At 62.0% G+C, this 22,635-nt stretch carries 20 protein-coding genes; 1 reads left to right on the plus strand and 19 read right to left on the minus strand.

Going from position 1 to position 22,635, the window contains the following annotated elements; genetic code table 11:
- Positions 1 to 9: 9 nt before the first annotated feature.
- The 9 genes from V1471_RS13785 to atpD are packed head-to-tail and all read right to left on the minus strand — an operon-like array spanning position 10 to position 6,473.
- Positions 10 to 849 (minus strand): F0F1 ATP synthase subunit gamma, encoded by an 840-nt coding sequence (locus V1471_RS13785; protein ID WP_434289577.1) that lies wholly within the window; start codon positions 847 to 849, stop codon positions 10 to 12.
- The gene (locus V1471_RS13790; RefSeq protein WP_434289579.1) at positions 846 to 2,360 is read right to left on the minus strand and encodes a F0F1 ATP synthase subunit alpha; all 1,515 of its coding nucleotides are present in this window, start codon (positions 2,358 to 2,360) and stop codon (positions 846 to 848) included. The genes V1471_RS13785 and V1471_RS13790 overlap by 4 nt, the downstream gene beginning before the upstream one ends.
- A complete protein-coding gene (locus V1471_RS13795; protein WP_434289581.1) occupies positions 2,353 to 3,087 on the minus strand; it encodes a F0F1 ATP synthase subunit B family protein in 735 nt (244 codons plus the stop codon). Before V1471_RS13795 ends, V1471_RS13790 begins: the two co-directional genes overlap by 8 nt.
- 10 nt (positions 3,088 to 3,097) lie before the next feature.
- Entirely contained in the window at positions 3,098 to 3,346 is a 249-nt protein-coding gene (locus V1471_RS13800; RefSeq protein WP_066707659.1) for a F0F1 ATP synthase subunit C, read from the minus strand.
- Positions 3,343 to 4,038, minus strand: a complete 696-nt coding sequence (locus V1471_RS13805; protein ID WP_434289584.1) for a F0F1 ATP synthase subunit A — start codon at positions 4,036 to 4,038, stop codon at positions 3,343 to 3,345. The genes V1471_RS13800 and V1471_RS13805 overlap by 4 nt, the downstream gene beginning before the upstream one ends.
- Positions 4,035 to 4,304 (minus strand): N-ATPase subunit AtpR, encoded by a 270-nt coding sequence (locus tag V1471_RS13810; protein ID WP_434289586.1) that lies wholly within the window; start codon positions 4,302 to 4,304, stop codon positions 4,035 to 4,037. The genes V1471_RS13805 and V1471_RS13810 overlap by 4 nt, the downstream gene beginning before the upstream one ends.
- Positions 4,301 to 4,585: an AtpZ/AtpI family protein gene (locus V1471_RS13815; RefSeq protein WP_434289588.1), complete on the minus strand. Its 285-nt coding sequence runs from the start codon at positions 4,583 to 4,585 to the stop codon at positions 4,301 to 4,303. The genes V1471_RS13810 and V1471_RS13815 overlap by 4 nt, the downstream gene beginning before the upstream one ends.
- Positions 4,582 to 5,043 (minus strand): F0F1 ATP synthase subunit epsilon, encoded by a 462-nt coding sequence (locus tag V1471_RS13820; RefSeq protein ID WP_434289590.1) that lies wholly within the window; start codon positions 5,041 to 5,043, stop codon positions 4,582 to 4,584. The genes V1471_RS13815 and V1471_RS13820 overlap by 4 nt, the downstream gene beginning before the upstream one ends.
- A complete protein-coding gene (gene atpD, locus V1471_RS13825) occupies positions 5,040 to 6,473 on the minus strand; it encodes a F0F1 ATP synthase subunit beta (RefSeq protein WP_434289592.1) in 1,434 nt (477 codons plus the stop codon). Before atpD ends, V1471_RS13820 begins: the two co-directional genes overlap by 4 nt.
- Positions 6,474 to 6,662: 189 nt before the next feature.
- Between atpD and ppsA the strand changes: the two genes are divergently transcribed.
- The gene (gene ppsA / locus V1471_RS13830; protein ID WP_434289594.1) at positions 6,663 to 9,080 is read left to right on the plus strand and encodes a phosphoenolpyruvate synthase; all 2,418 of its coding nucleotides are present in this window, start codon (positions 6,663 to 6,665) and stop codon (positions 9,078 to 9,080) included.
- Positions 9,081 to 9,147: 67 nt separating this feature from the next.
- Here ppsA and V1471_RS13835 read toward each other — a convergent pair whose 3' ends face one another.
- The 10 genes from V1471_RS13835 to V1471_RS13880 all read right to left on the minus strand — a co-directional run bounded on the left by V1471_RS13835 (position 9,148) and on the right by V1471_RS13880 (position 22,602).
- Entirely contained in the window at positions 9,148 to 12,240 is a 3,093-nt protein-coding gene (locus V1471_RS13835) for an efflux RND transporter permease subunit (protein ID WP_434289595.1), read from the minus strand.
- A 3-nt stretch (positions 12,241 to 12,243) separates the two neighbouring features.
- A complete protein-coding gene (locus V1471_RS13840; RefSeq protein WP_434289597.1) occupies positions 12,244 to 13,416 on the minus strand; it encodes an efflux RND transporter periplasmic adaptor subunit in 1,173 nt (390 codons plus the stop codon).
- 169 nt (positions 13,417 to 13,585) lie between these two features.
- On the minus strand, positions 13,586 to 15,010 hold the full coding sequence (locus tag V1471_RS13845) for a gamma-aminobutyraldehyde dehydrogenase (protein ID WP_434290944.1): 1,425 nt from the start codon (positions 15,008 to 15,010) through the stop codon (positions 13,586 to 13,588).
- A 30-nt stretch (positions 15,011 to 15,040) separates the two neighbouring features.
- A complete protein-coding gene (locus V1471_RS13850; RefSeq protein ID WP_434289598.1) occupies positions 15,041 to 15,850 on the minus strand; it encodes an ABC transporter permease in 810 nt (269 codons plus the stop codon).
- On the minus strand, positions 15,840 to 16,793 hold the full coding sequence (locus V1471_RS13855; RefSeq protein ID WP_434289600.1) for an ABC transporter permease: 954 nt from the start codon (positions 16,791 to 16,793) through the stop codon (positions 15,840 to 15,842). The genes V1471_RS13850 and V1471_RS13855 overlap by 11 nt, the downstream gene beginning before the upstream one ends.
- Positions 16,790 to 17,773 (minus strand): ABC transporter ATP-binding protein, encoded by a 984-nt coding sequence (locus V1471_RS13860; RefSeq protein WP_434289602.1) that lies wholly within the window; start codon positions 17,771 to 17,773, stop codon positions 16,790 to 16,792. The genes V1471_RS13855 and V1471_RS13860 overlap by 4 nt, the downstream gene beginning before the upstream one ends.
- Before the next feature lie 58 nt (positions 17,774 to 17,831).
- The gene (locus V1471_RS13865; protein WP_434289604.1) at positions 17,832 to 18,995 is read right to left on the minus strand and encodes an ABC transporter substrate-binding protein; all 1,164 of its coding nucleotides are present in this window, start codon (positions 18,993 to 18,995) and stop codon (positions 17,832 to 17,834) included.
- A 121-nt stretch (positions 18,996 to 19,116) separates the two neighbouring features.
- Positions 19,117 to 20,019 (minus strand): LysR family transcriptional regulator, encoded by a 903-nt coding sequence (locus V1471_RS13870; protein WP_434289606.1) that lies wholly within the window; start codon positions 20,017 to 20,019, stop codon positions 19,117 to 19,119.
- Positions 20,020 to 20,128: 109 nt separating this feature from the next.
- Positions 20,129 to 21,811, minus strand: a complete 1,683-nt coding sequence (locus tag V1471_RS13875) for a flotillin family protein (RefSeq protein WP_434289608.1) — start codon at positions 21,809 to 21,811, stop codon at positions 20,129 to 20,131.
- 50 nt (positions 21,812 to 21,861) lie between these two features.
- Positions 21,862 to 22,602 (minus strand): OB-fold-containig protein, encoded by a 741-nt coding sequence (locus V1471_RS13880; protein WP_434289609.1) that lies wholly within the window; start codon positions 22,600 to 22,602, stop codon positions 21,862 to 21,864.
- Positions 22,603 to 22,635: the final 33 nt, after the last annotated feature.

The raw sequence follows: 22,635 nt of genomic DNA on the forward strand, positions 1-22,635 counted from the left end.
CCCTCCTCCTCAGGCCTGCATGAGGCTTGCAGTCGCAAGCTCCACGATCTCACCTGTAATCTCTTCCTGCCGAAGCCGCCGCGAGGTCTTGATCATCTCGTCCAGCGTCTCCTCGGTGTTCTCCTGCGCCGCGATCATCGCCCGCATCCGGGCCTCGTTCTCCGCCGCGAAGGAGAGCATCACCGCCTCGCTCAGTTCAGCAAAAATGTATTCTTCCACAAGGCTTTGCAAGAGCTGCCCCGGCGGCAGGGTGATCTCCGGCGCTACCCGGACCTTCGGTGCCGGAAAGCGGCCATAGTCAAAGGGTACCAGCGTTTTCACCGCAATCTTCATCTCTTCCGTGCCCCCGGGACAGGCATGAATCAGACTGACGCGCGTGAGCCCCTGTTCGGCAAAGATCGCCTCCGTGATCTTCGTGGCCAGCGTCGCGGTCTGGGCCGCATGCAGGATCATCGGCGCGGACCAAGCGACGCTCAGCCCCCGGTCCTCCGCCACGGACAGGCCACGATCCCCGATCAGGAACAACTCCGCCTCCTCCGAAAGCGCCCCTTTCGCCACGTCGAACACCCGCTCGGAATAGGTCCCGGCAAACCCCTGCTCCGCGGCAAACACCAGAACCGCGTGACGGCCTTCTCTCTGAGGGCGGGGAGCGGCATCAGGCGGCGGCAGAAGCGCCAGCGCCTGTCCGATCGCCGTACCGATGGTATCGGCATAGGTTCGGATACTGTCGAGATGCCGGTGCGCATCCTGCACCCGCGAGGCCGCGATCCCGCGCATCGCCGTGATCACCGACGACAGCTTGTGGACCGTCTCGATCCGCGCGGAAATCTCGGCAAAACGTTCACTCATGACGCGACCCCAAGCGTTTGCGCCAGAGTCTTGACCGCCGCCACAAGCCCCGGGCGCAGATCATCGTCAAGCTGCCCGCTCTGCATCACCGCCGTGACCTGTTCCGGCGCTGTCCGGTCGAGCCAGCCGGGAAGCTGTGCTTTCAGCTTCGGGATCACCTCTAGGGCCACGTCGTCCAGCGCACCATCGGCCAAAGCGGCCAGCAAAGCCACCTGATCGACCAACCGCAAGCCGCTGTAACGCGGCTGGGTCAGGAGCGCCCGGATACGTTCGCCACGCGCGATCTGCGCCTTGACCCTGGCATTGGAAATCCCGCCGAACCGGGTGAACATTTCCAGTTCGAGAAACTGCGCATAATCGAGCCGAACCCGGCCCGACACTGCCCGAAGCGCGGGTTTCTGCGCCTTTCCGCCGACCCGGCTGACCGACAGCCCGACATCGACTGCGGGGCGTTGGTTGGCGGAAAACAGATGGGTGTTCAGAACGATCTGACCGTCGGTGATCGAGATCAGGTTGGTCGGGATATAGGCCGACAGGTTGCCCGCATCGGTCTGGGCGATCGGCAGGGCGGTGATCGACCCGCCACCCAGCTCGGGGGACAGTTTCGCCGCCCGTTCCAGAAGCCGGGCGTGGAGGTAGAAGATGTCGCCGGGATAGGCCTCCCGCCCCGGCGGTTCGCGGGTGAGCAATGCCAGTTCGCGGTGTGTCGCGGCATGCAGCGTCAGATCGTCGATCACGATCAGAACATCCTGCCCCTTGTCGCGAAAATATTCCGCCATGGTCATGCCCGCAAAGGGCGCCATCCATTGCAGGCCCGCGGGCGCGGACGAAGTCCCGACCACGAAAATACACCGCTCCGGCGCACCGTGTTCGCGCACGGCGGTGACGACCCGCTCGACCGCTGTGGCGCGCTGGCCGACGGCGACGTAGATGCAGATCACATCGGTGTTCTTCTGGTTGACGATGGCATCGACGGCCAGCGCGGTCTTGCCCGTTGCGTGATCCCCGACGATCAACTCGCGCTGCCCCCGGCCCAGCGCAAACAGGCTGTCGACCACCAGAACGCCGGTTTCCAGCGGTTCCGACACCAGATCGCGCTCGATGATCTCCGGCGCAGGCCGTTCGACAGGGAGCGTCTCTTTCGTTTGCGGCGCGGAGCGACCGTCCATCGGACGCCCCAATGGGTCGATGACGCGCCCCAAAAGCGCTTCCCCCACCGGCACACGCAGCACGTCGCCCGTGTCGGACACCCGCTCACCCACCGCCACCGCGGCGGTATCGTCCAGCAGAACGGCGGCGATTTCGTTCCGGTCGAGACTATGGGCGAAAGCATAGCCGCCGCTTTCGAACCGCAGGAGAGCACCCAACGCGACATCCGGCAGGCCGGTGACCTGTGCGATGCCATCGGCGACACGGGCGACCCAGCCGACCGGCTCGGCCTCCGGTGCCAGAGCGGTCTGCGCCAGCTTTGCACGTTTGTCGTCGAGCCAGTTCTCCGAGGTCTCAGTCATGCTTACGCACCTCCGCCGTGATACGATCCAGATCGGCGCGGAAATGATTGCGCACGATGGCCGTTGCCGTGTCGAGTTCCAGCCCCGCAATCAGTTCGGGCGCTTCCGTCACCTCGATCTCGACCGCGCGCCCGAGGATCTTGCCAAGCCCGTCGCGCAGTTGGGCGATCTCCGCCTCCGTCGGCATCTGCGCCGCCCGAAGCGGCACCGGACCGTGCAACCCGATCCCTGCGCGCGTGCTTTCCGGCAATTGCGCCACGGCCTCCACAAGCCCGTCGATGAACCCGGTCACGCGGGCCTCTTTCGGCAGGCGCGCCAAAAGCCGTTCGGCAATGTCCCCGGCCAGCACCCCGGCCTGTTCCGACAGCGCCTCTTGCTGTGCCTTAGCCTGACGGGACAGGTCCTCTTTCGCCTGCGCGCGCGCCTTGTCCAACTCGGCCTGAACCTCCGTCATGAGGCGCTGTTTCTCGGCCTCTGCGTCCTTTCGCACCTCGGCAATTTTCTCCGCACGCTCGCTCAGAACCGCCTGTTTTGCGGCCTCAGCCTCGGCCCGGGCCGTTTCGGCAGCGGTTTTCGCGGCCTCGGCCCCGTCCAATGCGGCATGGGTGGCGGCCTGACGTTCCGCGATGATCCGGGCCACCGGGCGGAACAGGAAGCGCGCCAAAATCCACAAAAGGATCAGGACGTTGACGGTCTGAAGACCCAGGGTCCACCAGTCGATGGTCATGAACCGCCCCTCAGACGAAGGGGTTGGCGAACAGCACCAGAAGCGCGATCACCAGCGCGTAGATGGCCATGGTCTCGATCATCGCGAGACCGACGAACAGTGTTCGGCTCAGCGTCCCTGCGGCTTCGGGTTGGCGGGCGATGGCATCCATCGCGGCGGCGACCGCACGGCCTTCGCCCAAAGCGGGACCGATGGAGCCGAGACCGACGGCAATGGCCGCGGCCAGAACCGAGGCAACTTCGATGAGATTTTCGGTCATTGGGATATGTCCTCCTTTGACTGGGGGGATGGGGTCTCGGCGACGGCGGCACCGATGAAAACCGTGGCGAGAATGGCAAAGATATAGGCCTGTACCGCGCCGGTGAGCAGATCGAGCGCCATGAGCGGGATCGGCACGAAGAGACCGGCAAGCGAGAGCACGATGCTGATCACGAACACTCCGCTCATGACATTGCCGAAAAGGCGGACGATGAGGGAGAAGGTGCGAGTGATCTGTTCGACGATATTGAGCGGGATCATGACCCAGGTAGGCTCTGCGAAAGTGGCGAGATAGCCCCTTATTCCGCGCGACCCGATGCCGAACCTGAGAATAGCAACGAAGACGATGAACGCCAGTGCGGCGTCGGTTTCGATATGCGCCGTGGGCGGCTCGATCCCCGGAATGAGCGAGGACCAGTTGGCCACAAGAATGAACAGGAAAATCGTCCCGATTAGTGACCGGTAGGGTTTCGGATCGCCATTCATCACATCGCGCACCTGCCCCTCGATGGTGGTGACGAAAAGCTCCAGAACGGTCTGGGTTTTCGTGGGGATGATCCGGAGATGCCGCGTGACGACAAAGGAAAACACCCCAAGGGCCAGCATGATCGCCCAGGTGACCACGACGGGCTGGGTGATCGGCACCGGACCGATGTGAAAGAGCGGCTCAATGGAAAGCGGGTTGTCCATCATCCCTCCTTCCGGCTGCGGCGCAGGATGACGATGCGGGCAAGGAGCAGCCCCCCCGCCCCGGCCAGCAAGGGCAGCGCACCTTTCAGCGCGAGGAACACGAGCAGAGCGGCAACCAGAACGAGGCGCCCCAGTTGCAGAATGATCGCGCGCGCAGTGGAACTGCCCGACAGATACATCGCCGTCACGCGTCTGAGCGAGGCGAAATGCAAAAGCCCAACACCAAAGCCGAGGAGCAGGCCGAGAAGGATATAGGTTTGCTCGGTCATTGGCTGTGCATCCATTTCCAGGCGCTGTAAAACCCGATGCCTGCACCGATAAAAATCGCGGGCGCGGTAAAGAATATCCCCGTCTCGAAATGCCGGTCTGCAAGGCGTCCCAAAACGATACCGATCAGGATCGGTGTCACGATGGCCCAGCCGAGAATACCGATCTGCCCCAGACGGGCGCCAAGCGAGGGTTCCGGCACATCGCGGCCCATTTTCTCACGGCTGACAGCGCGGCGGGCGGCCTGTTCGACATCGTCATGCGGGGGGCGGGGGGCGGTCATGCCTCGCCCCCTGTCGGAGTTACGGAAGGCGGATGATCCATCACGCCGGGACGGTCGGGGCGCAGGAAGCGCATCATCTGACGCACGGCATTGGCATGAAGCCGCATCTGTTCGACACGCGCCTGACGATCCGCCTCTGTTTCCCCCTGTTTGAAACTCCGCACCTCCTGTTCGAGCGCCTCCAAAGCGTCGCCGGGGATCGCCTTGCGACAGGCGACATCGACCCTAATCCCGCCCGAAACAGTCAAAAGACCGGGACCGACCGCACAGAACCCCGCCTGTCCTTCGACGGTTTTCCAGCGCAGAACAGAGACGGTCAGAACGGTCAGAACATCGGCGTGTCCGGGCAGGATGCCGAAACTACCGCTTTCATCCTCGGCCCGCACCGAAAGCACCGGGATGTGGTCGACCAGCACCTCCATCGGCGTGGTGATCGTGAGCTGAAGTGCCCCGCTCATGCCGCGCTCTGCCCTTTCCGGGCAGCCTCCTCTTTTTCGCGCGCTTCATCGAGCGTACCGATCATGTAAAGTGAGCCTTCGTCCCACCCGTCCGCCTCGCCGTCGAGAATGGCACGACACCCGGCGATGGTGTCCTTGAGATCGACAGAACGCCCCTTCATGCCAGTGAAAGCTTCGGTGACGGAAAACGGCTGGGTCAGAAAGCGCTGCAACCGGCGGGCGCGTTCGACGATGCGGCGATCTTCGCGGCCCAACTCCTCCATCCCCAAAAGCGAGATCACGTCCTGCAATTCCCGGTAATGCTCGATGGCGCGACGCACGTCAGTGGCAACGGCAACATGGTCCTCGCCCAGCAAAAGCGGATCGAGCAACACGGACGAAGAGGCAATTGGATCGACCGCCGGATACATCCCGTCGGCAGCCATGGCGCGCGACAGCACCACCATGGAATCCACATGCCCCGCGATGGTTGTCACCGCCGGGTCGGTGAAATCGTCGGCTGGGACATAGACGGCCTCGACGGCGGTCACGGCGGCACTCCCCACGGAGGCGATCCGCTCCTGCAACTGCGCCACTTCGGTCGCGAGCGTCGGTTGATAGCCCACACGCGACGGCAGACGCCCCAAAAGCCCCGAGACCTCGGAACCCGCCTGCACAAAGCGGAACACATTGTCCATCAACAGGAGCACGTTCTTTTGCTCCTCGTCGCGGAAATGCTCGGCAATGGTCAGCGCCGTCAAAGGCACCCGCCAGCGCGCGCCGGGCGGTTCGTTCATCTGTCCATAGACCAGAACCGTGCGGTCGAGCACGCCGGTCTGGGTCATTTCCAAAAGCATCTCATGACCTTCGCGCGACCGCTCGCCGATGCCTGAGAACACCGAGATGCCGTTGTACCCCGCGACCATGGCGCGGATCAGTTCCATGACCAGAACGGTCTTGCCGACACCCGCTCCCCCGAACATCGCGGCCTTGCCGCCCTGCGCCAAAGGGGTCAGAAGGTCGATGACCTTGATGCCCGTCCGGAAGATCTCCGCCGCACCGGATTCGGCGCGAAACGGCGGCGGGCTGCGGTGAATGGGTTTGCGAGGCGCATTGTCGGGCAGCGGCTCTTTCTTGTCCCCAACCTTGCCCGTGACATCCAGAAGCCGCCCGAGAACCGCCTCGCCCACCGGCACCTCGATCGGCCCTCCGAGCGCCAGAGCGACCGCCCCCCGCCGCAAACCGTTGGTCGATTGCAGCGCGATACAGCGCACGGTTTCACCGTCGAGTTGCGATTGAACCTCAAGGACAAGCTCCGGGCTGTCGATGCGCAGAGCCTCGTTGATGGCGGGCAGCCCCGCCTTCGGGAAAGCGACATCCACAACCGCCCCGCGGACGGCCACCACAGTCCCTGTCACAGTCTGGCCTGTTCCGCCCTGATCATCGGTCATTACGCGACCTCCAAAGCCCGAGTCTTTGATAACTATATGGGGAGGTTTCAGAATTTCACACTGTTTCCTCTGCGCCTGACTTGAGCGAAAATAGAGCAGCTGAGGTAAAATACTCGTGAATTGATGCACGTCATACCTCAAAAACCGGGAGTCTGCTATGGTCCCGCCTGAAAAGACGGGAGGAAAATCATGACCTATTCTGACGTGAAATCGACCAGCGACACGCTCATATGGCTCGAACATCTCAAACGTGGCGATGTCGCCAAGGTGGGTGGCAAGAACTCATCTTTGGGCGAAATGCTGCAATCCCTGAGCGCCGCGGACATTCGTGTGCCGCCGGGGTTTGCCACCACCGCAGATGCCTATCGCATGTTCCTCGGGGCCAATAATTTCGGTGACAAGCTTGAGCAAGAGCTTGGCAAACTGGCCGATGGGCGGTCGACCCTGGCCGAAGCCGGGAGTGCGATCCGGGCGATCATCCGCTCCGGATCCTGGCCGAAACAGATCGAGACTGACATTCGCGAGGCCTATCGCGAGTTGGGTCGTCGGGTCGGGCGTGAAAACCCGTCGGTCGCGGTGCGGTCCTCTGCAACCGCCGAAGACCTGCCGGACGCGAGTTTCGCCGGGCAACAGGAAACCTTCCTGAACGTTGTCGGTGAAGAGGCGCTTCTGTCGGCCTGTCGGCGGTGTTACGCCTCGCTGTTCACCGACCGCGCGATCACCTATCGCGAACTCAAGGGCTTCGACCATCTCGATGTCGCGCTCTCCGTCGGCGTGCAGCTCATGGTGCGCTCCGATCTCGGCGGCTCGGGCGTGATGTTCTCCCTCGACACAGAAAGCGGGTTCGACAAGGTGGCTTTGATCACCGCCGCTTGGGGGCTTGGTGAAAACGTTGTTCAGGGCGCAGTCAGCCCTGACGAATATCAGGTCTACAAACCTTTCCTCGCTAAGGCAGGGACCACCCCCATCATCCACAAGGCGCTTGGGGCGAAAGAGATCAAGATGATCTACGGCACCGGGCAAAGAGCGGGCAAGAACGCCGCCACGCGCAACGTGCCGACCTCGCTTGCGGAACGGGAGAGCTTTGTCCTGAGCGACGCTGAAATCCTCGAACTGGCTCGCATGGCAACGACCATCGAAGCGCATTACGGCTGCCCGATGGACATGGAATGGGCGCGTGACGGCGAGGACGGCACGCTCTACATCGTGCAGGCGCGACCTGAAACGGTCCAGTCCCACGCCAAGGCGGGCGCGATGAAATCCTACAAGATCGGCGATCATGGCAAGGTGCTTGCCAAAGGTCTCAGCGTTGGCGAAGCCGTCGCCACCGGCGAGGTCTGCATCATCAAGAGTGCCGAACATATCGACCGTTTCGTCGACGGATCGGTGCTTGTGACCTCCACGACCGACCCCGACTGGGTGCCGATCATGAAACGCGCCTCCGCCATTGTGACGGACCACGGCGGACGGACCTCGCATGCCGCAATCATCAGCCGTGAGCTGGGCGTTCCGGCCATCGTTGGCACGGGCGATGCAACCCGCGTGCTGCATGACGGTCAGAGCATCACCGTCTCCTGTGCCGAGGGCGAGGACGGGGTGATTTATGAGGGCAAAGCCGAGGTTTCCGTCAGTGAAATCCATCTCGACGACGTACCCGACACGAAAACCCGCGTCATGCTCAACCTCGCCAACCCGGCTGCCGCAATGCGGTGGTGGCGTTTGCCAGCGGAAGGTGTCGGGCTTGCGCGGATGGAATTCGTGATCAACAACGAGGTGAAGGTCCACCCGCTCGCGCTCACGCGCTACGACCAGCTCCCGACCAAAGAGGTCAAGGCGCAGATCGACGCGCTGACCCGCGGCTATGCCGACCGGACGGAATATTTCGTCGACAAGCTCGCCATGGGCCTCTCGCGCATTGCCGCCGTCTATTATCCGACGCCGACCATCATCCGCATGAGCGATTTCAAGACCAACGAATATGCCGACCTTCTGGGCGGCGCGACGTTCGAGCCCAAGGAAAGCAACCCGATGATCGGGTTCCGGGGCGCATCGCGGTATTATTCGGACGCCTACAAGGACGGTTTCGCGCTTGAATGCAAAGCGATCAAAAAACTTCGCGAAGACATGGGGTTCGATAATGTGATCGTGATGATCCCGTTCTGCCGCACCCTCGACGAGGCCGACAAGGTGCTTGCCGTGATGGAGGAAAACGGGCTGAAACGCGGCGAAAACGGGCTTCAGGTCTATGTAATGTGCGAGATCCCCTCGAACGTCATCAGCGCCGATGCCTTTGCCGACCGGTTCGACGGCTTCTCCATCGGTTCGAACGATCTGACGCAGCTCACGCTTGGCATCGACCGCGACTCGGAGGCGCTGGCCGATCAGTTCGACGAACGTGATCCTGCGGTGCTCTGGATGATCCGCTCGGTGATCGAAAAAGCCCATGCCAAAGGGCGCAAGGTCGGTCTCTGCGGTCAGGCGCCGAGCAACGATCCGGGCTTTGCGCGGCTTTTGGTCGAGGCGGGGATCGACACGATTTCCGTCACACCAGACAGCTTCCTGTCGGTGAAAGCCAATGTGAAAGCGGCGGAAAGCACCAAAGGCTGAGCACAGCTTTGACGACAATAAAGGGCACCGGGAAACCGGTGCCCTTTATTGTTTGGGAAGGCCTTGATCAGGCGTTGCGGTCCGTCAGTTTGCGCACGATGACGTAGAAAGACGGCACCATGAAAATCCCGATGAACGTCGCCGCCGACATCCCGCCCAGAACACCGAAACCGATGGCATTCTGTGCCGAAGCCCCGGCCCCCGAAGCCTTGGCCAGCGGCAGCACCCCGAGCATGAAGGCCAGGGAGGTCATCAGAATCGGACGCAGGCGCAGCTTGGCGGCCTCAACGGCGGCCTCGACCGCTTTCATACCCTTCTGCTCCAGCCCACGCGCGAATTCGACGATCAGGATCGCGTTTTTCGCCGCAAGACCGATGGTGGTGAGGATACCGACCTTGAAATACACGTCGTTCGACTGATCGAACAGCCATGCAAACAGAAGCGCCCCAAACACGCCGACCGGCACGGAGAGCATCACCGAGAACGGGATCGACCAGCTTTCATAAAGCGCCGCGAGACAGAGGAACACAACCAGCACGGAGAGCGCGTAGAGGTAGGGCGCTTGGTTGCCGGATTGCTGCTCTTGGTAGGACAGCCCCGTCCACGCCACGCCATAACCGCCGTCCAACCCTTCGGCGAGGGCCTGGATCGCATCCATCGCCTCGCCGGAGCTGGTGCCATCGGCGGGGGAGCCGGAGATCTCGATGGAATCGATCGCGTCCATCCGCGACAGCGTCGGCGACACGGAGACCCATTCGGTCGTCACGAAGGACGCAAACGAGACCATGTCGCCATCGGTGTTGCGGGCATACCAGTCCTCGATGTCTTCGGGCTGCATCCGGTATTTGGCATCGGCCATAACGATCACCGGGCGGAGCGAGCCGTTCAGATCGAAATCGTTGACCGACGAACCCGCGAAGATGGTCGAGAGGATGGAGTTCACCTCGCTCACCGACACGCCGAAACTTTCGGCCTTTTGCTGGTCGATGATCAGTTTGAGAACCGCTTCGCTGTCGACACCGGAGACGTCGATGTTTTGCAGGCGACTGTCCTGATTGGCGAGCGTCTCAAGCTCTTCGGCCGCAGCGATCAATGCATCGCGCCCGGTGTTGCCGTAATCCACCAGCTCCATGGAGAAGCCGGAGGTATTGCCGAGGCCCGGAATGGCGGGCGGCTGCATGAACATCACCTGCCCGGCGCGCAGCCCCGCGAAATGCATCGTCGCCCGCTGCGCCACGGCAGAGGCCGAAAGGTCGTCGCCTTCGCGCTCGTCGAAATCCTTGAGCTTCACGAACAGCATCGCGGTGTTCTGCCCCGTACCGCTAAAGCCGAAGCCCAGCGTCGCAAAGGTACTGTCCACGGCCGCGCTTTCGTCGTTCAAAAGATAGTCCTCGACCTGCGTCACAACCTGTTCTGTCTGCGGCGTGGTCGAGCCTTCGGAAAGGTTGACCATGACCATCAACACGCCCTGATCTTCCTGTGGTAAAAACGACGACGGCAGACGGGTGTAGACGCCCCATGCGCCCGCGAGGAAGCCCGCGAGGACAAGGATCATGAGGAAAGGCCGTTTGAGAATGCGCGCCACGGCAGAGGTATAGCCGCCGTTCGCCCGGTCGAAATTGCGGTTGAACCACCGCGCGGGGGCGATGCCTTCTCCATGTTTCGCGGGCTTGAGGATGGTGGCGCAAAGCGCAGGCGTCAGGATCAGAGCGACCGCCGCCGACAGCACCATGGCGGTGATGATCGTCACCGAGAACTGCCGGTAAATCACGCCCGTAGAGCCACCGAAAAACGCCATAGGCAGGAACACGGCAGAGAGCACAAGCGCGATACCGACGAGCGCGCCGGTGATCTGACCCATGCTTTTCTCGGTTGCAGGCATCGGCGCAAGGCCCTCGTCCTCAATGGTGCGCTCGACGTTTTCCACAACGACGATGGCGTCATCGACCAAAAGCCCGATGGCCAGCACCATGGCGAACATGGTGAGCGTGTTGATCGAATATCCAAGTGCGGCGAGCACGGCGAATGTCCCGGCCAGAACCACAGGCACAGCGATGATCGGAATGATCGTCGCCCGCCATTTTTGCAAGAACACGAGGATCACGAGAAACACCAACACGATGGCCTCGATCAGCGTATGATAGACCTTTTCGATCGACAGCTCGACAAAGGGCGAGGTGTCATAAGCGTATTGGATTTCCACACCTGCGGGCAAAGAGGCCTCCAGATCGGAGAGCGTTTCGCGCACGGCATTGGCCGTATCGACCGCGTTCGCCCCCGTGGCGAGGTTGACCCCGAACCCCGCGGCATTCGCGCCGTTGAACCGCGCATCTGAGCCGTAATCCTCCTGACCGATCTCGATGTCCGCGACATCGCCCAAAACGACGGTGCTCCCGTCTTCTTCGGTGGTCAAAAGGATGTTTTCAAACTCCTCGACGGAGGTAAGCTGGCTCTGCGCGGTGATGGTCGCGGTGAACTGCTGGCCCTCGACCACGGGCAATTCGCCCAACGAACCAACGGACACCGTGGTGTTCTGTGCCGTCACAGCATCCGTCACATCGGCAGGCGTCAGGTTATATTGCGCAAGCTTGAGCGGATCGAGCCAGATGCGCATCGCATAGCCGGAACCGAAGCTGTTGATCCCGCCCACACCATCGGTGCGCTGCACAGGACCCGAGACCTGATTGTCGAGAATGTCGCCCAACTCAATTGTGGAATAGCTGCCATCGGTGGAGACAATCGCACCGACCATCAGGATCGACGACGACGACCGCGAAACGGTCACGCCAGAGTCCTGAACCGCGTCGGGAAGCTGACTTTCGACCTGCGAGATTTTCGATTGGACCTCGTTTTGCGCATCAATCGGATCGACGCTCTCATCGAATGTGAGCGAGATCGAGGAGGAACCCTCGCTCGACGAACTCTGCATGTAGAGCACGCCGTCGATGCCGGTCAGGGCATCTTCCAGCACGGAGGTCACGGAGTTCTCAACCGCATCGGCGGTGGCCCCGGAATAGCTCGCGGAGATACGAACGGTTGTGGGCGCGATGTCGGGATATTGCGACACGGAAAGCTGGGTATAGGCGAACAGGCCCGCAAGCATGGTCACAATGGCCAGAACCCAGGCGAAGACGGGGCGGTGGATGAAGAAACGAACCATGGCTTAGTCGGCCTCGGACGTCGTGGTGGCATCCTCGACCACACCGGCTGCGTTGATCGTCACCGGAACGGTGGTGATCGACGCGCCATCGGCGAGGTTGGTGAGGCCGTCGAGGATGATCTCATCGCCGACCGACACCCCGTCGGTGACAATCCAGGCGTTGTCGGAGGTCCCGCTGTAACTCAGCGTCACCCGATGTGCCGTGCCGTCTTGGGCCACGAAAGCCGTCAGGGTTCCATCCGATTGCCGCGTCGTCGCGCGCTGCGGCACCAGAATGGCCTTCGAGGTGCCCAGCGTGACATCTACACGGAGGAACTGGCCGGGCAGGATCATGCGATCCGGGTTGTCGAATTCGAACCGCATGTCGATGGAACCTGTTGTGGTCGAAACCGTCACACCCGGGCTGACCATCGTACCTTTTCCGTCGTAAACCTCGCCATTCTCAAGCGTCAGCGTCACATCCAGTTCCTTGCCGGGAGACAATGTGCCCTCCTCGAATTGTTCTCGGATGCGCATCCGCCGTGCCGAGCTTTCGGTGACGTCGACATAAATCGGATCAAGCCGCGTCACGGTGGTCAGAGCATCGCTTTGATTGGCCGTGACAAGCGAGCCGACGGAGAATTCCGGCACATCCGGGATACCGGCAATCGGGCTTTTGATCTCGACCCGATCGAGATCGAGCTGGGCCTGTTGCAAATCCGCTTCGGCGCTTTTCACGCTGGCCTTCGCCTGCGCCAAAGTCGCGCGCGCGCTTTCCAGATCGGAGGTGGAGGCACCGACGCCTTCGAGCTTCGCATAGCGATCATAGGCCGCCTGCGCGGTGGTCAATGTGGCCTCGGCACTGTCGCGCGCGGCCTCGGCGGAGGCAAACGCCGCCTCATAGGTTTCCGCATCGAGCCGGAACAGCACATCCCCCTCATTCACGCGCCGCCCGGCGGTATACACGATCTCTTCGATCACGCCCTCAACGCGCGGACGGATCTCTGTCTGCTCCTTCGCCACAGCACGCCCCGGCAAGGTCGTCGTAAACGGCACATCGGTCTCCGTCAGCGCCATGACACCCACTTCCGTCACCTGCCCCGCCCCCTCGGGTGCGCCCTGCGCATAGGCCGCAAGCGGCGCGGCGAAACAGAACATGGCGGCGGAAATGCGAAGCGCCCGCAGGGGAAGAGACATAGGAAAGTCCTTTTTGGTTGACGTAACGTGAGACGACATCGCCTTTATACGCAGAGATCGCGTCATTCTGTCTCAAAAATTTAGCGCGCCATCGCCGGGTGTCACACAAACAGAAAAAAACGGGCGATGCCTGACACCGCCCGTCCGTGTTTCTGCTGTGCAAATGCCGTTAATGCGCGATCATCACATGGCGCACGACGGAATAGTCTTCGAGCGCATAAGAGGACATGTCCTTGCCATAGCCCGATTGCTTCATGCCCCCATGCGGCATTTCATTGGTGAGCATGAAATGCGTGTTCACCCATGTGCAGCCATATTGCAGCTTCGACGCGACCTGCATGCCTTTCGAAACATCCTTGGTCCAGACCGAGGAGGCGAGGCCGTAATCGCTGTCATTCGCCCATTTGATCGCCTCTTCCGGCTCGTCGAACCGGGTGACGGACACCACCGGACCAAACACCTCGCGCCGAACGATTTCGTCGGTCTGAAGCGCACCAGCAACGACGGTCGGTTTGTAATAATACCCCGGACCCTCGGGGATCTCGCCGCCGGTGGTGATCTCGATATGATTGGCCTCACGCGCCCGCGTCACGAAACTCGCCACACGATCCCGTTGCCGCAGAGAAATCAGCGGACCGATCTCGTTGAGGCTGTCGTCCTCATTGCCAAAGGGAATGTCGGCGACCGTCGCCGTCAGATCGGCGACGAATTTGTCGTAAACCTCGCCTTGAACATAAACGCGGCACGCGGCGGTACAGTCCTGACCGGCGTTGTAGAAGCTGAACGCCCGAAGCCCCGCCACCGTGGCCTCCAGATCGGCATCGTTGAACACGATGACCGGTGCTTTGCCGCCCAGTTCGAGATGGGTGCGCTTGATCGTCTTGTTCGCGGCCTCGAGAATTTTGCGCCCTGTCGCGATGTCGCCGGTGAGCGAGATCATCGCCACTTTCGGATGGTTGATCAGAGCGGAACCGACCGTCTCACCACGCCCGAGGATGATGTTCACCACACCTTCCGGCAGGACCTCGGCAAAGATTTTCGCCATGGCGAGGGCGGTCAGCGGAGTCTGCTCAGAAGGCTTAAACACAACCGTGTTGCCCGCGCCGATGGCGGGCGCGATTTTCCATGCCATCATCATCAGCGGATAGTTCCACGGCGCGATGGAGGCGACGATCCCGATGGGATCGCGGCGGATCATCGAGGTATGCCCCGCAAGATATTCACCTGCCACAGGCCCGGTCATGCAGCGCACGGCACCTGCGAAAAACCGGAAACAGTCGATGATCGCGGGCAGCTCGTCGCCCAGCGCCAGAGGGCCGGGCTTGCCGCAGTTGAGTGCTTCGAGGGCGGCGAGGTTTTCCGCCTCCGCCTCGATCTTGTCGGCGATCTTGAGAAGATAGCCGGAGCGCTCGGCGGGCGTGGTGCGGGACCAGCTTTCAAAGGCTTTCTCGGCGGCTGAAACCGCCTCCTCGACCTGCGCCAGAGAGGCCTCGGGCAAGGTGGTGATGATCTCGCCCGTGCGCGGGTTGAGGATGTTTTCCTCGGTCTCGGTGCCGGAAACGAGTTTCGCGCCGATCAGCATTTGCGTGCTCATGAGGGTCGTCATGGGGGTGTCTCCCTGTTCTTATTTCTCGGAACCGGCGGTGTGTTCGCCGTCTTTGGTCAGATAATAGGCCGCGAGGATCGGAAGGACCGTCACGATCACGACAGCCATGGCAACCACATTGGTCACGGGGCGTTGACGCGGGCGGACGAGCTCTTCGAGCATCCAGATCGGCAAGGTGGTCTGGTTGCCGGCGGTGAATGTGGTGACGATGACCTCATCGAAGCTGAGGGCAAAGGCCAGCATCCCCCCCGCCAGCAAGGCGGTTGCGATATTGGGCAGGATCACGAGGCGGAAGGTCTGAAGCCCATCCGCACCGAGATCCATAGAGGCGTCGATCAGCGCGCCGGACGTGCGCCGAAACCGGGCCACTGCGTTGTTGTAGACGATCACGATACAAAAGGTCGCGTGCCCCAAAACGATGGTCCAGGTGCTGAACGGAATGTCCAGAAGCGAGAACGCGGACCGCAGTGAAATCCCGGTGATGATCCCCGGCAAAGCGATGGGCAGGATCACCAGAAGCGAAATGGTCTCGCGTCCGAAGAATTTGGACCGGGCCACGGCGGCGGCGGTCAGCGTGCCGAGGATCAGCGCGAGCAGCGTCGAGATCGCGGCCACTTTGACGGAAAGCCCCATGGCCTGCCACACATCCGCGCGCCCCAAGGTGACGCCGATCCATTTGGTGGTGAAACCGGGCGGCGGCCATTGAAAGCTCTTTTCCTCGGTCGAGAACGCATAGAGGAAGATGAGCGCGATGGGTGCGAGGAGGAAGAACAAGCCTCCGAAGGCGGCAATTTTCAGGCCCAGAGGGGAACGGGTGTCAGAGTGCATCGAAAGCCCCCATTTTGCGCGCGCCCCAGAGATAAATCCCCATGATCACGATCGGCACCACGGTGAAGGCCGCGGCGAGCGGGATGTTCCCGGCGGTGCCCTGTTGGGTATAGACCGCCTGCCCGATGAAAAGGCGCGAGTTGCCGACGATCTGCGGCACGATGTAATCGCCGAGCGTCAGGGAAAAGGTGAAGATGGAACCCGCCACAACACCCGGAAGTGCGAGCGGAAACAGCACCATGCGAAAGCTTTGCTTGGGCGTCGCACCGAGATCGGCGGCGGCTTCGGTCAGGTCTTTGGACACGCGTTCCAGCGAGGCCTGCACCGGGATGATCATATACGGCAGCCAGATATAGAGAAACACGAGGAAGGTGCCGATGTAGCTCACCGACAGGGAATTGCCGCCAATCACCGGGATCGACAGGAGCCCGTCCAAAAGCCACGTCAGATGCAGCTTGGCAAAGACCCAGTTCAGAATGCCCTCTTTCGCGAGCACCAGTTTCCAGGCGTAGACCTTGACGAGATAGCTCGACCACAGGGGCAGCATCACTCCGATATAGAACAGCGCCTTCCATTTCCCCTTGGCATAGCGCGCGGCGAAATAGGCGATGGGAAAGGCGACGACGGCGGCGGCCACGGTCACAGCGGCGGCCATACCGACCGTGCGAAGGATGATGTCGAGGTTATAGGGCCGCAAAAGCTCGCCATAGGTCTTGAGCGTGACCTCATGCACGATGACGCCGGAGAACTCGTCGATGGAAAAGAAACTCTGGATCAGAAGCGCGATCAGAGCCCCGATGTAGACGATGCCCAGCCACAGCGTGATCGGCAGCACCATGAGGAAGGTGAACATCCGCGGGTGACGGATGATCCAGTCCACCGTGCGCGCCAGCGGGCCGGAACGCGGGGCAAAAATGGCCGCATTTGAGGAGAGATCGCTCATGCCCCCTGCCCCATCACATGCACGCGGGCCGGGTCCCAGGAAATCTTGGTTGTCTCACCGATTTCGGGCGCATCCTCGCGCGCCGGGATCAGCGCGGTGAGGCTTTGCCCCGCGAGATCGAGCGAGAGCTTCGTCACCCGCCCATGGAAATAGCGCCCCGTCACCGTGGCCTCTCGGCCCGCAGCGTCGAGCACAACATCTTCGGGGCGCAAAGAGGCCCATTGTCCCGACGCGCCCGCGCCCACCAGATCGGCGGGAAGGACGTTCGACGAGCCGACGAAATCCGCCACGAAGCGGGTGTTGGGGCGGCGATAAATCTCCTCAGACGTGCCGACCTGTTGGATTTTGCCCTCGGCAAAGACTGCAACACGGTCCGCCATCGACAGGGCCTCGTCCTGATCGTGGGTGACGAAAACGAAAGTCAGCCCCAAAGCGCGCTGCAATTTCCGAAGTTCTTCCTGCATCTGTTCGCGCAGCTTGAGATCGAGCGCGCCCAGCGGCTCGTCGAGCAAAACGACGCGCGGTTTGTTGACCAAAGCACGGGCCAGAGCCACGCGTTGACGCTGCCCGCCCGAAAGCTCGCCCGCACGACGATTGCCGTACCCGCCCAGCTCGACAAGCTCCAGCGCCTCTTCCGCGGCACGGTGACGTTCGGCCTTGCCGACGCCCTTGACCCGAAGCCCGAAGGCCACGTTGTCGCGCACATTCATATGCGGGAAGAGCGCGTAGTTCTGGAACACGGTGTTCACATTGCGCAGATAGGGCGGCACACCTTCGGCGCGCTCACCGAAAATCTCGATATGGCCGGAGGTCGGTTGTTCGAAACCGGCGATCAGGCGCAGGCAGGTGGTCTTGCCGGAACCCGACGGCCCGAGCATGGCAAAAAACTCGCCGTCCCGGATCGAGAGATCCACCTCATCCACGGCTTTCACAATTCCGAAATGGCGCGACACGCCCCGGAAGGTTACTGCATCAGTCATCTTTGGTCTTTCAGGGAGGGCGCCCGGACCTTTGACGATCCGGGCGGTTTTGGCGAAATCAGCGGCCGCCAATCACACCGATGTAGTCGGAGACCCAGCGGTAATAAGGCACACAGCTGCCCTGGCTTTCACAGCTCGACACAGGAGTTTGCCAGAAGCGGATCTTGTCGAAATCGTCGAGGCCGTTCTCGGAACAGCCCTCGGCGGTCTGCATCCCCGACCCATCGGCACAGGCCTCCGGCACAGACGGCACGGCGCCGAACCAGACGGAAAGGTCGGATTGCAGGTTGGAGTTCAGCGAATGCTCCATGAACTGATAGGCACAGTTCGGATGCGCTGCATCGGCATGCAGCATGAGCGTATCAGCCCAGCCCGTCGCGCCCTCTTCCGGGATCACGGAGGCGACCGGCACGCCGTCAGCCTTCAAGAGATTGACCATGAAGGGCCAAGACGACGAAGCAACCATGCCCTCGTTTTTGAAGTCGTCGATCTGGATGAACGCGTCATGCCAGTAGCGCGACACGAGCGTGCGTTGGGTGCGCAGAAGATCGAGCGCTGCGGCGTATTGATCCTCATTGAGTTCATAGGGGCTGGTGATGCCCAGCTCCGGCTGATGCGCCATCAGGTACATCGCGGCGTCGGCGACATAGATCGGCCCGTCATAGGCCTGCACCCGGCCCTTGTTGCTTGCGCCATCGGCGAGGGTCATCTCTTCGAACACAACATTCCAGCTGGTCGGCGCTTCGGGGAAGGCTTCTGTGTTGTACATCAACACGTTCGGCCCCCACATGAAGGGCGTGCCGTAATGCGTGCCTTTGACGGTGTGCCAGGGCGCATCTTTCAGGCGGTCGTCGACCCGCGACCAGCTCGGGATCAAATCGGTGTTGACCGGCTGCACACGCCCGCCCGCGATGAGGCGCAGCGAGGCGTCGCCGGAGGCGGTCACAAGGTCGAACCCGCCTTCGTTCATCAGGGCGACCATCTCGTCGGAGGTGTTCGCGGTCTTGATCTCGACCTTACAGCTGGTGGCCTCTTCGAATTTGGTCACCCAATCAAAGGCCGGATCGGTTTCGCCGCGCTCGATATAGCCCGGCCATGCGACGATGGAGACGGTGCCTTCACCGGCCCCGAGCTCGGTCAGCATATCGGCGGCGTGGAGCGGAACGGCAGTGGCCGCGGTGAGCGCGAGGCCCGAAACGCAGGCCTTGAAAATCTGTTTCATCATGGCTTTCCCTGTTGCGATGGGAGGTTGCTCTCCCTTGCGCACAAGCCTGTGAAACTCTTTTCGGTTTCACAAATTCAATTCTCAGGTTTTGGGTATCGGAAATATTGATACCGAGATTTTACTTTGTGTTTTTATGGGCTTGTGCCGCCAGAATAAATTCACGCGTCACGCGCGTCAGCGGCGCGCCTTTGCGCCAGACGATTCCAACCTGCACAACAGGTAAGCTTCCGGAGACATCGCGGGACACGATCCGGTCGCCTTCGAGCGACCAGCGGCGATAGACCATCTCCGGCAAAAGCGCGATTCCCGCCCCCGTCGCCACAAGCGATCGCACCGCCTCCACCGACCGGGTGCGAAACGCCACGCGCGGGCGTGCCCCGAAAGCCGACAGAAGCTTGCGCGTCGCCTCCTCGATCTCATCGATCCGGAGCATGATCATCGGTTCGTCCGTCAGATCCTCGATCGACACCGACGGCCGTGTGGTCAGTTCATGCCCGTTCGGCAGCCAAAGCTGATAGGGCGAGGTGTCGATGATCTCGGTCTGAAGTGCCATGCGGTCGCGCATATTGGTGGTCACCATCACCGCCACATCCAGCTCGCCCCCCACCAGAAGGTGTTCGAGATAGTCGCCAGTATCTTCGAGCGCCGTCACTTCGACCTGCGGATTGGCACGGCGAAACCGCGCGAGAATATCGGACAGCACATAGCCCGCCACAAGCGAGGTCACCCCGACATGCAGCGTCCCGGTCAACGCCTCGCTTTCCTGCGTCAAGGCGTGACGCGCATCCGAGACACCCGCCAGAATGCCCGTCGCATGCCGCAGAAACTGATGTCCCTTATGGGTGATATCGAGCCCACGAGGATGGCGCGTAAAGAGCGGAACACCGAGGTCCGTCTCAAGTTCTCGGATCGCTTCGGTGACGGCGGATTGCGAAATCGCCAATGCCTGAGCCGCGCCAGACACAGTGCCGGTTTCGGCCACGGCAATGAAATAGCGAAGCTGTTTGAGTGTGAATGCCATGCGATGTGCTTAACGCGGCACATGGCGCACTGTCCATCGCCTTGGCACAATGGAAACGGTCGCGACGGGGCTCCCCTCGCGACCGTCCACGATTTTGCCCTGTCCCGGCTTATGCCTCAGACTCGGCCGGTGTCGCGGGAACTTTCGGTGCGGGTGTCACGGCCTCTTCAACATCCAGAACATCCGCCACCATCTGGCTCATGCCCTTCTCCATGTTCAGGCCGATCTGCTTGCCAATTGCATCGAGCGCCGGAAGCTGAAACGCCATTTTGCGCATCTCATCAAAGGCCTGATTGACCAAACCGTCACCGCCGGATTTCGGAGCCTCAACGCCTGAGCCGCCACCGCCATTCAAACCATCGACCTTGTGAATGGTGATCCCGCCGATTTTCTCGGCCGGTTTCACCATTTCGGCGACGATCTGCGGCATGGCTTCAAGCCGCGCCTTGGCGAGACGGAAGTCGATGATCGCCGCCGACAAGCCGTTTTCCGCCTCGGCCAGCGCCCGCGTCCCTTCGGCTTCGGCGAGTTTCTGGGCGCGCATCCCGTCGGCCTGGGCGAGCTGTTCGGCCTTTTCGGCCTCGGCGCGGATCGTCACCTTGTCGGCTTCCGCCTGCGCCAGTTCGCGCATTGCCGCCGCCCGGTCGTCTGCCGCTTCGCGCTCGGCTTTGGCCGCCACCCGGATCGAAGTCGCGTTTCTCTCCGCCTCTTCTTCCGCGGCAAGGATGGTCAGGCGTTTCTGACGCTCCCCTTCCGCCACACGGCGCTCCGTCTCGATGGATTCGGTCGCCTTGATCGCCTCGGCCTTCGCCAGATCGGCACGCGCACGCGCCTGGCTTTCGGCCTCCGATTTCTCAGCCACCGCGATCTGACGCTCCTGTTCGGCAATCTCGATCGCCTTGCGACGTTCCTGCTCTGCGATCTCGATGGATTTCTCGCGCGCAATCCGCGCCTGTTCGGCGGCTGTCGCGGCCTCTTCGTGTTTGCGCGCTTTCTCGGAGGCTTCGCGCGCCGAGAGTTCTTCCATCTTCACACGCTGAGCCACGCGCGCTTCTTCCTGCTCGCGCTCCACCTCGTAGCGTTTCACTTCCGCTTCCTGACGCGAGCGTGCCACGGCAACCTCCGCCTCCGCCTCGATGGCCGCACGCTGTTTGCGGCTGTCGGCGATACGCTCAGCCTGATTCTTGAGACCTTCGGCGTTGAACACGTTGTTCTCGTCGAGCCCGCCAAGCGGCGTCTGGTCGAGCGCGGTCAGCGACACGGATTCGAGTTCGAGACCGTTCTTGCGCAGGTCTTCAGTGACCGTCTGCTGCACCTGCTGGACAAAATTCGCCCGGTTTTCATGCAGATCGTCGAGATCCATCTTGGCGGCAACGGCACGCAGACCGTCGACCAGCTTGCCCTCGACCATCTCGCGCAGCGCACGTTCGTCGAAGGTCCGGTCGCCCAGCGTCTGGGCGGCGCGCGCGATGCCCTCTTCGGTCGCCTGCACCGTGACGTAGAATTCCACGCCGACATCGACCCGCATCCGGTCCTTGGTGATCAGCGCGGAATTGCCGTCGCGGCGCACCTCGAGCCGGGTGGTCCGCATGTTGATGCGGGTGACCTCATGCAGTACCGGCACCACCAGAGTGCCGCCGTCGATGATCACCTTGCGCCCGCCGGTGCCGGTTTTGACGAGGCTGACCTCGCGGGTGGAGCGTTTGTACATGCGCGCGAAGGCCAGCGCCACGACGAGGAACGCGACGATGATGAGCAGAAATGGCATGGCAACGCCAAGAATGAGATTCATCTGGAATATCCTGTTTCAAGAGTGTGGTGGGTCATAAGTCTGAGGATGTGTCACCCGAGCTGAACGAGGCGCAACTCTCCACCGCGCGGTCGCAGTACGAGCACTTCCGCCCCTTGCGGGATTTCGTCCTTGTCGGAGAGCGGCTCCAGCATGGCGTAATGAGTGTTGCCGTAACCGTCGGTGATCCGCACCTGCGCCGGACTGCCGCGCCGGGCGGTTCCGACGGTGACGGTGCCGCGTCGGCGCCCGAGGCTGCGCTCGGAAATCGCGGCGGTTTCATCGCGCGGGATCAAACGTGCCAGAGCGCCGGAAAGGGTCCGGGTGAGCCCAAGCGCGGGGATGAGCGCCAGCGGCACGGCGACGAGGCGCGGCAACATCTGGCCGAACACGGCCATCACCCCGGATTGCAGCGCAAGCCCCGCCCCCGCGAAGAGCGCGAGGAAAATCGCCAGCCAGATGGTCAGGGGTTGCTTGCGCAGTCCGAGGAAATCGGGAAGCCCACCGGAAGACGGGGCAGAGGCGACCTCACCGGGCACTTCGGGAAGCTCTGCCGCAGCCAACCCGATTTCGATCTCGGCGGCCAGATCGACCGGCACCTCCAGTTCAACCGCAAGCTCCGGCGCACTCATCCCGACGAGGTCCACATCAAGATCCGGCATCTCGCCCAGCTCCGCCTCGGGCCCCCCGCTCGACAGGCCGGTCGCCAGCAACAGAAGTTCGAGGGCCAGAAGAAACAGGACAAGCCCCGCAGCGATCAGAAAGGGAAAAATCTCGGGACTGAGAAAAGACATATGAAACAACACCATTCTAGCGTCGGCCCGCGC

This window comes from Celeribacter sp. SCSIO 80788, from assembly GCF_051054295.1.
In the GTDB taxonomy this organism is placed as follows: Bacteria; Pseudomonadota; Alphaproteobacteria; order Rhodobacterales; family Rhodobacteraceae; genus Celeribacter.